Source organism: Shigella sp. FC1661, assembly GCF_001712525.1.
GTDB lineage: Bacteria > Pseudomonadota > Gammaproteobacteria > Enterobacterales > Enterobacteriaceae > Escherichia > Escherichia coli.
On record NZ_MDGW01000124.1, the window covers coordinates 1 to 6,654 of the forward strand.

The following is a 6,654-nucleotide window of genomic DNA, read 5'->3' on the forward strand; positions in this document are numbered from 1 at the left end:
AGTTCATTTTCCATCGTTTTCTTGCCGAGCAGGCGCTGGAGTTCTTTAATCTGCTTCATGGCGGCAGCAAGTTCAGAGGCAGGAACAACCTGTTCTCCGGCGGCCACAGCAGTAAGACTTCCTTCCTGGTATTGCTTACGCCAGAGAAATAACTGGCTGGCTGCTACACCATGTTGCCGGGCAACGAGGGAGACCGTCATCCCCGGTTCAAAGCTCTGCTGAACAATTGCGATCTTTTCCTGTGTGGTACGCCGTCTGCGTTTCTCCGGCCCTAAGACATCAATCATCTGTACTCCAATGACTAGTCTAAAAACTAGTATTAAGACTATCACTTATTTAAGTGATACTGGTTGTCTGGAGATTCAGGGGGCCAGTCTACCTGGTAATAATGTTCTGGTTAATAATACTGGAGGTGACTTAAACATAATTTCGTCCGACTCTATTCTAAATGGAGCGACTAAACTCGTTAGCGGCACAACCACGCTGAAGCTTTCAGAAAATACAATCTGGAATATGAAAGATGACTCCGTTGTTACCCATCTGACTAATTCAGACAGTATTATCAATCTTTCGTATGATGATGGTCAAACATTTACCCAAGGAAAAACATTAACCGTAAAAGGTAATTATGTCGGTAATAATGGTCAGCTTAATATCCGCACCGTATTAGGTGATGATAAATCGGCTACGGACAGACTTATTGTTGAGGGTAATACTTCGGGTTCAACTACCGTCTATGTGAAAAATGCTGGAGGAAGCGGCGCGGCCACGCTAAACGGGATCGAACTCATAACTGTGAATGGCGATGAATCTCCAGCAGAAGCCTTCAGACAAGGTGATGCAAGGATTGCAGCTGGAGCTTTCGAATATCAACTAAAACAACAAGGCAAAAACTGGTATTTGACAAGTTATCAGTCAGTGAATTAGGAGGATAACAGCTCAGAGGGAAATTCAGAACCAACAGAAACGCCTACCCCCGTCCTGCGCCCCGAAGCTGGAAGTTACGTCGCCAACCTGGCAGCCGCTAACACTCTTTTTGTTATGCGTCTGAACGACCGTGCGGGTGAAATGCGCTACATCGATCCTGTAACTGAACAGGAGCGTTCAAGCCGACTTTGGCTACGTCAAATTGGCGGGCATAATGCCTGGCGTGACAGCAACGGACAGTTGAGAACGACCTCGCATCGCTACGTCTCGCAGTTAGGGGCCGATCTGTTAACCGGTGGTTTTACCGACAGTGACAGTTAGCGTTTGGGAGTGATGGCTGGTTATGCCCGCGACTACAACTCAACTCATTCCAGCGTGTCGGATTATCGTTCGAAAGGGAGTGTCAGAGGCTATTGCGCAGGGCTGTATGCCACTTGGTTTGCCGATGACATCAGTAAAAAAGGCGCATACATTGACGCCTGGGCGCAATATAGCTGGTTTAAAAACTCGGTGAAAGGGGATGAATTAGCCTATGAATCCTATAGTGCGAAAGGCGCAACCGTCTCGCTGGAAGCGGGTTACGGCTTTGCCCTGAATAAATCCTTTGGTCTGGAAGCGGCGAAATACACGTGGATATTCCAGCCACAGGCACAGGCTATCTGGATGGGCGTCGATCATAATGCGCACACCGAAGCCAATGGCTCACGTATTGAGAATGACGCAAATAACAACATCCAGACCCGACTTGGTTTCCGCACCTTTATTCGTACTCAGGAGAAAAACAGCGGTCCGCACGGTGACGACTTTGAACCTTTTGTTGAAATGAACTGGATCCATAACAGTAAAGATTTTGCTGTCTCAATGAACGGTGTGAAAGTCGAACAAGATGGGGCGAGTAATTTGGGGGAAATTAAACTTGGCGTAAATGGCAACCTGAATCCAGCGGCCAGCGTCTGGGGGAATGTGGGCGTGCAGCTGGGTGATAATGGCTACAATGACACCGCAGTGATGGTGGGCCTGAAATATAAGTTCTGATCCCGCCGTTAGCTAAAAAACCGCGTCGTATTCATCGACGCGGTACATATGAAATATTATTTTTTGCCGATAGCACGCATGGTGTCATCAATTGCCGTGATCAACAGCATTTGCGGGTCTTTAGCGCAAACCTGATTCAGTTTTTCTACCACTTTGGCGCTCAGTTCCGGAGATTGCTCAATTTTTAAATCACGGCTGGCAACGCTGGCATTACCCATTACCGCAACAATTTCTGCAACCTGTGCGCTGTCAGTTTTTGCCATTTCGTTGGCTTCTGCGCAAGTAATATAGGTTTCTGACGGTAAACCGTTTTTAATATTGTAGTCCTGCGCCCAGGTCATTGGTGCGAAAACAAACAGGCCCGCCAGTAAAGCAAATTTTTTCATCATCATTCCTTATTTCATTTTACCCAGAATTGCACCACCCGTACCGCCAATCACGGCACCTTTAATCGCCCCTTCGAGGCCATTACCGGTCAGAACGCCAGTGACAGCACCAACGGCGGCACCTACTTTTGCACCTTTACGCGCATTTTTACCGTCGCGGCCTTTTTCTGTTACTGCACCAACACCAGCGCCAACAGCTGCACCTTTCAGTACGCCATTAACACCATTGCCAGTAAGTAAACCAACGCCTGCGCCTAGCAATGCACCTTTCGTGGTGCGATTCATATCCGCCATCGCTGGCGTGGAGCAGAACAATGCTGAGATAAGCCCGAAGGCAAGTATTTTTTTCTTCAACTTAGATGTCCGGTATTAAGTAAGTTGCACACACAATAATTTCGTCTTCAATTAAGATCTGCTTAACTAAAGAACGCTCGCTATTATTCAGATAATTCAAAATGAGCGTGGCTGTGATGATAGGAATTATGTTTTTTACGTGAATGAGAATAATCTTAAATGAGGAATAACTCATTGATTGGCAATATTTTTATTCAAGAAGTGTCATTGACTGTTAACGCAATGTTGTAAAGGTAAGATAATCTGATTTATCAATATTATTGTGTGATTTTTATGTGAGCAGAAGATATTCATCAGCAACGATTACATTAGTCATTTTATTTTGCCGACGGCCTCATTGTCGAAAGATAAGCGTACGACAGTATTATCTGAAAAGAGTGATTTTTTATCCAACTACACTTCAGCGCACTGCGTTTAAAAAATGCCTCTTTCTTATGCGGGATATCATCATTTCATCATGATGTCTTTGGTGAGTGGTGAACACAATACACCTGCGCTGTCTCTTCAGGATGAATCCCCTGGTCTGGTGCCTGCGGGCTGATGTTGCAGCAGAGCTTAGGTCACTTAGACGCTACTATCATTTATCCAATGGCATGGAATCGAAATCAGTCGATACCCGCAGTATATATCGTGAACTGGTCGTTCTGACCATCAACGATTAAACTGCGCTTCGGCGCAGTTTTCGTTTACAGGGGGCTAAAAGGGAAAATTCTGGGGCAAAAAAAGCCCGCCAGTTACGGCGGGAAACCTCATCCTATGGGAGAACAATGAATAATGAAATTGCGGGGTTATCATCCCCCAGTGTATACACACTAACAATGAGGTTATTTACTCAACCAGGCATAAACATTTTGTTCTGTGCGTGGGAACAGCCTTAAGGTGTAAAGGGGGAGGTGGAAATAGCAATGAGGAGTATCAGCAAGAATACTCGCCGCTTTACCACAACGTGGATGAGAGGGATGAAAAACTCAAGGCAGAAATGACTCTGCCTTGAAGATAAATGCGTTTTTACAGCGGGCTTATTTCAGCTCTTCTGCTTCCGGTAAGGTCACGTTCAGCTCAAGAATAGAAATATCGCCATCTTTTTGCTCAAGCTGTACGGTTACCATCTCAGGATCAATTTGTACGTATTTACAAATGACCTCAAGAATATCTTTACGCAACTGCGGCAGATAATGCGGTTCTGCATCGCTGCGACGGCGTTCAGCAACAATAATCTGCAGCCGTTCTTTTGCAATGTTGGCTGTGTTTTTCTTCCGCGAGAGAAAGAAATCGAGTAATGCCATAACTTATCCTCCGAACAAGCGTTTGAGGAAGCCTTTCTTCTCTTCTTCAATGAAGCGGAAAGGACGTTCTTCTCCCAACAGACGTTCTACGGTATCTGCGTAGGCTTTACCCGCATCGGCGTTAATGTCGAGAATGACCGGTTCACCCTGGTTAGAGGCGCGCAATACTGATTGATCCTCTGGGATCACGCCGACGAGTTTGATGCGCAGGATCTCCAGCACATCTTCCATGCTCAGCATGTCACCTCTGCTTACGCGGCCTGGGTTATAGCGCGTTAACAGCAGGTGCTCTTTAATAGGCTCTTCGCCATTTTCTGCGCGGCGTGATTTCGACGCCAGAATGCCTAAAATACGGTCAGAGTCGCGTACTGAGGAGACTTCCGGGTTGGTGGTAATAATGGCTTCGTCTGCAAAATAGAGTGCCATTAACGCACCGGTTTCAATCCCTGCCGGGGAGTCACAAACGATAAATTCAAAATCCATCGCTTTCAGATCATCAAGAACTTTGGCGACCCCTTCACGGGTGAGGGCATCTTTATCGCGTGTTTGCGATGCCGGAAGAATATAGAGATTTTCAGTACGCTTATCTTTAATTAACGCCTGATTTAGCGTTGCATCGCCCTGAATGACGTTGACGAAATCGTAAACGACCCGGCGTTCACAACCCATAATCAGGTCGAGATTACGCAGGCCGATATCAAAATCTATCACGACAGTTTTCTTTCCCTTCTGGGCCAAACCAGTGGCGATGGCCGCGCTGGAGGTTGTCTTACCAACACCCCCTTTGCCCGAAGTAACAACAATAATGCGTGCCATAGAAATTCCTTGTTAAAAAGGGATCAATTTAACGGTTGAACGGTCAAAGCGTTTTCGACTAACTGCAGTCGCGCCGCTTTGCCATAAAATTCTGCTGGGATTTGATCACTCAGCCAGTATTCACCTGCGATGGACACCAGTTCCGCCATCAGGTTCGTACAAAATATTTGCGTTTCCCGGTCACCACTTGCCCCTGCAAGCGCACGACCACGCATCATGCCATAGACATGAATGTTCCCATCGGCAATCAATTCGGCCCCAGCGCTAACGTGGCTTGTAACAATCAGATCACATTGTGGAGCATAAATACGCTGACCGGAACGCACCGGGGTATCTATTAAACGCGTTTTTGTGACCGGCGTTGTATTTTGCGCTGGAGCCTGTGGTGCGGGAGCTGGACGCGGCGCTTTTTCCTTTCCTTCCGTCAGGATAGGCAGCCCCATCTTTTCAATTTCGGCTTTAAGTTGCGCATCTTTGCAGCCACTTACGCCAATAACCCGCAAACCGGTTGCCGACACCGCCTTATGCATCGCTGACCAGTTTACCGGGTCTTCCAGTGCACTGACGTTGAGTACAACGGGGGCATGTTTTAAAAATGCGGGGGCCTGAGCGATTTTGTCTTCCAGCGCCTGATGGATAACCTTAGGTTCTGCCTCATGCAGATGAACCACAGATAAAGTGAAGCTACTGCCTTTAAGCTCGATTGGAGTGTTTGACATCCTGGCCTTACTCAATTAGCTATTAATCATCGCCAGCGCGCGATGATGTTCCGAAGACTATAAGGCATGTTATAGTCTGGATTATATTGAGGCAAGTCACCCTCCCATTTATTCAGAGTAAAAGTCTATTCTGTGATAAATGGCGCTGATTCATAGCTTAAAAAATACCCTTGTCAATCAACCCATTGCCGTCGTACTTTTGATTGTTCTTATTTACGCTTCCTTTTTCCGCACCCTAATCGTGACAGCATCTCCAGACCTGTTTAAATATCCAGTATTGAGGCAAGTGTATTTTTTCACCACGCCAGGCTTTCTTAACTTTCCATTTTTTGCAGCATCATTAAAGAACAGATACCCGTTATCTTAATATCCGCCACAGAATTGCTCTATCATAGAAACCGCAGAAGACGTCTGATACTTCTGTCAGGTCATCGTAACTCGTCCAGGTCAGCGGTTTTGATTACGGATTGATGATGAAATGAGCATAAGTGTTGTACGGTTGGATTATCAGGATGTGCTATGAATATGATGCGTATTTTTTATATCGGATTGTCAGGTGTGGGGATGATGTTCTCATCAATGGCGTCTGGACATGACGCTGGCGGACTTCAATCTCCGGCGTGCGGCGTTGTTTGCGACCCGTATATTTGTGTGAACTCAGATGGCATTTCCCCAGAGTTAACAAGGAAATATCTCGGCGAAAAAGCCGCTGAAAACTTACAATCATTACAAGGCTACGATCCCAGCGAATTTACATTCGCTAACGGTGTATTTTGCGATGTTAAAGAAAAATTATGTCGTGATGATCGTTATTTTGGTGTGGATGGTAAGCGGAGTGGAAAAATCAATCAAATCACCACAAAGATGTTATTTATGTGTCGTGAGTGATGCCTTGTTTACATTATGTTCTATTCGGCGGTAATGCTGCCAACTTACTGATTTAGTGTATGATGGTGATTTTAAGGTGCTTGCGTGGCTTCCATTTCCATCAGATGTCCTTCCTGCTCCGCTACTGAAGGCGTGGTGCGTAACGGCAAAAGCACTGCCGGACATCAGCGCTATCTCTGCTCTCATTGCCGTAAAACATGGCAACTACAGTTCACTTACACCGCCTCTCAGCCCGGTACGCAC

Annotated in this window: 11 protein-coding genes and 2 pseudogenes; 6 read left to right on the top strand and 7 right to left on the bottom strand. The window is 46.3% G+C overall.

Annotated elements, in window-relative coordinates:
* Positions 1-287: transposase (locus BFF42_RS08945; RefSeq protein WP_000567737.1), on the bottom strand; the 287-nt coding region annotated here is incomplete at its 3' end.
* An 88-nt stretch (positions 288-375) separates the two neighbouring features.
* On the opposite strand from BFF42_RS08945, the pseudogene ycgH reads away from it, so the two are divergent.
* A pseudogene (gene ycgH, locus BFF42_RS08950) lies at positions 376-1,962 on the top strand (autotransporter YcgH); the annotation flags it as partial.
* A gap of 56 nt (positions 1,963-2,018) precedes the next feature.
* Here the strand turns inward: ycgH and BFF42_RS08955 are convergent.
* The 3 genes from BFF42_RS08955 to ymgI are packed head-to-tail and all read right to left on the bottom strand — an operon-like array spanning position 2,019 to position 2,877.
* Positions 2,019-2,354, bottom strand: coding sequence for a YmgD family protein (locus BFF42_RS08955; RefSeq protein ID WP_000979977.1), 336 nt, complete (start codon positions 2,352-2,354; stop codon positions 2,019-2,021).
* 3 nt (positions 2,355-2,357) lie between these two features.
* Positions 2,358-2,702 carry a YMGG-like glycine zipper-containing protein gene (locus BFF42_RS08960; RefSeq protein ID WP_000726974.1) on the bottom strand — a complete coding sequence of 115 codons (345 nt, stop codon included), beginning with the start codon at positions 2,700-2,702 and terminating at the stop codon, positions 2,358-2,360.
* Position 2,703: 1 nt separating this feature from the next.
* Positions 2,704-2,877: a protein YmgI gene (gene ymgI, locus BFF42_RS08965; RefSeq protein ID WP_000122462.1), complete on the bottom strand. Its 174-nt coding sequence runs from the start codon at positions 2,875-2,877 to the stop codon at positions 2,704-2,706.
* A gap of 100 nt (positions 2,878-2,977) precedes the next feature.
* Between ymgI and ymgJ the strand changes: the two genes are divergently transcribed.
* From ymgJ to BFF42_RS28260, 3 genes and pseudogenes are all read left to right on the top strand, one after another.
* Positions 2,978-3,163, top strand: coding sequence for a protein YmgJ (ymgJ, locus tag BFF42_RS08970; RefSeq protein ID WP_001328621.1), 186 nt, complete (start codon positions 2,978-2,980; stop codon positions 3,161-3,163).
* Positions 3,124-3,243, top strand: a complete 120-nt coding sequence (locus BFF42_RS08975) for a hypothetical protein (RefSeq protein ID WP_001131446.1) — start codon at positions 3,124-3,126, stop codon at positions 3,241-3,243. The genes ymgJ and BFF42_RS08975 overlap by 40 nt, the downstream gene beginning before the upstream one ends.
* Positions 3,244-3,277: 34 nt before the next feature.
* Positions 3,278-3,340, top strand: a pseudogene (locus tag BFF42_RS28260) (hypothetical protein); the annotation flags it as partial.
* 381 nt (positions 3,341-3,721) lie between these two features.
* Here BFF42_RS28260 and minE read toward each other — a convergent pair.
* The 3 genes from minE to minC are packed head-to-tail and all read right to left on the bottom strand — an operon-like array spanning position 3,722 to position 5,523.
* Positions 3,722-3,988 (bottom strand): cell division topological specificity factor MinE, encoded by a 267-nt coding sequence (gene minE / locus BFF42_RS08980; RefSeq protein WP_001185665.1) that lies wholly within the window; start codon positions 3,986-3,988, stop codon positions 3,722-3,724.
* Positions 3,989-3,991: 3 nt separating this feature from the next.
* Positions 3,992-4,804, bottom strand: coding sequence for a septum site-determining protein MinD (minD, locus tag BFF42_RS08985; protein ID WP_000101055.1), 813 nt, complete (start codon positions 4,802-4,804; stop codon positions 3,992-3,994).
* A gap of 23 nt (positions 4,805-4,827) precedes the next feature.
* Positions 4,828-5,523, bottom strand: a complete 696-nt coding sequence (gene minC / locus BFF42_RS08990) for a septum site-determining protein MinC (protein WP_000072536.1) — start codon at positions 5,521-5,523, stop codon at positions 4,828-4,830.
* 519 nt (positions 5,524-6,042) lie between these two features.
* Between minC and BFF42_RS08995 the strand changes: the two genes are divergently transcribed.
* Positions 6,043-6,411, top strand: a complete 369-nt coding sequence (locus tag BFF42_RS08995) for a YcgJ family protein (protein WP_001056831.1) — start codon at positions 6,043-6,045, stop codon at positions 6,409-6,411.
* 84 nt (positions 6,412-6,495) lie between these two features.
* Positions 6,496-6,654, top strand: a 159-nt coding sequence (locus BFF42_RS09000) for an IS1 family transposase (protein WP_032277379.1), incomplete at its 3' end; no start/stop codon positions are given.

What these genes read in the sequence shown, in the direction of transcription:
- minE (WP_001185665.1), bottom strand. Translation starts at nt 3,988, where the DNA reads ATGGCATTACTCGATTTCTTTCTCTCGCGGAAGAAAAACACAGCCAAC.
- BFF42_RS08955 (WP_000979977.1), bottom strand. Translation starts at nt 2,354, where the DNA reads ATGATGATGAAAAAATTTGCTTTACTGGCGGGCCTGTTTGTTTTCGCA.
- ymgI (WP_000122462.1), bottom strand. Translation starts at nt 2,877, where the DNA reads ATGAGTTATTCCTCATTTAAGATTATTCTCATTCACGTAAAAAACATA.
- BFF42_RS08975 (WP_001131446.1), top strand. Translation starts at nt 3,124, where the DNA reads ATGCCTCTTTCTTATGCGGGATATCATCATTTCATCATGATGTCTTTG.
- minD (WP_000101055.1), bottom strand. Translation starts at nt 4,804, where the DNA reads ATGGCACGCATTATTGTTGTTACTTCGGGCAAAGGGGGTGTTGGTAAG.
- minC (WP_000072536.1), bottom strand. Translation starts at nt 5,523, where the DNA reads ATGTCAAACACTCCAATCGAGCTTAAAGGCAGTAGCTTCACTTTATCT.
- BFF42_RS08995 (WP_001056831.1), top strand. Translation starts at nt 6,043, where the DNA reads ATGAATATGATGCGTATTTTTTATATCGGATTGTCAGGTGTGGGGATG.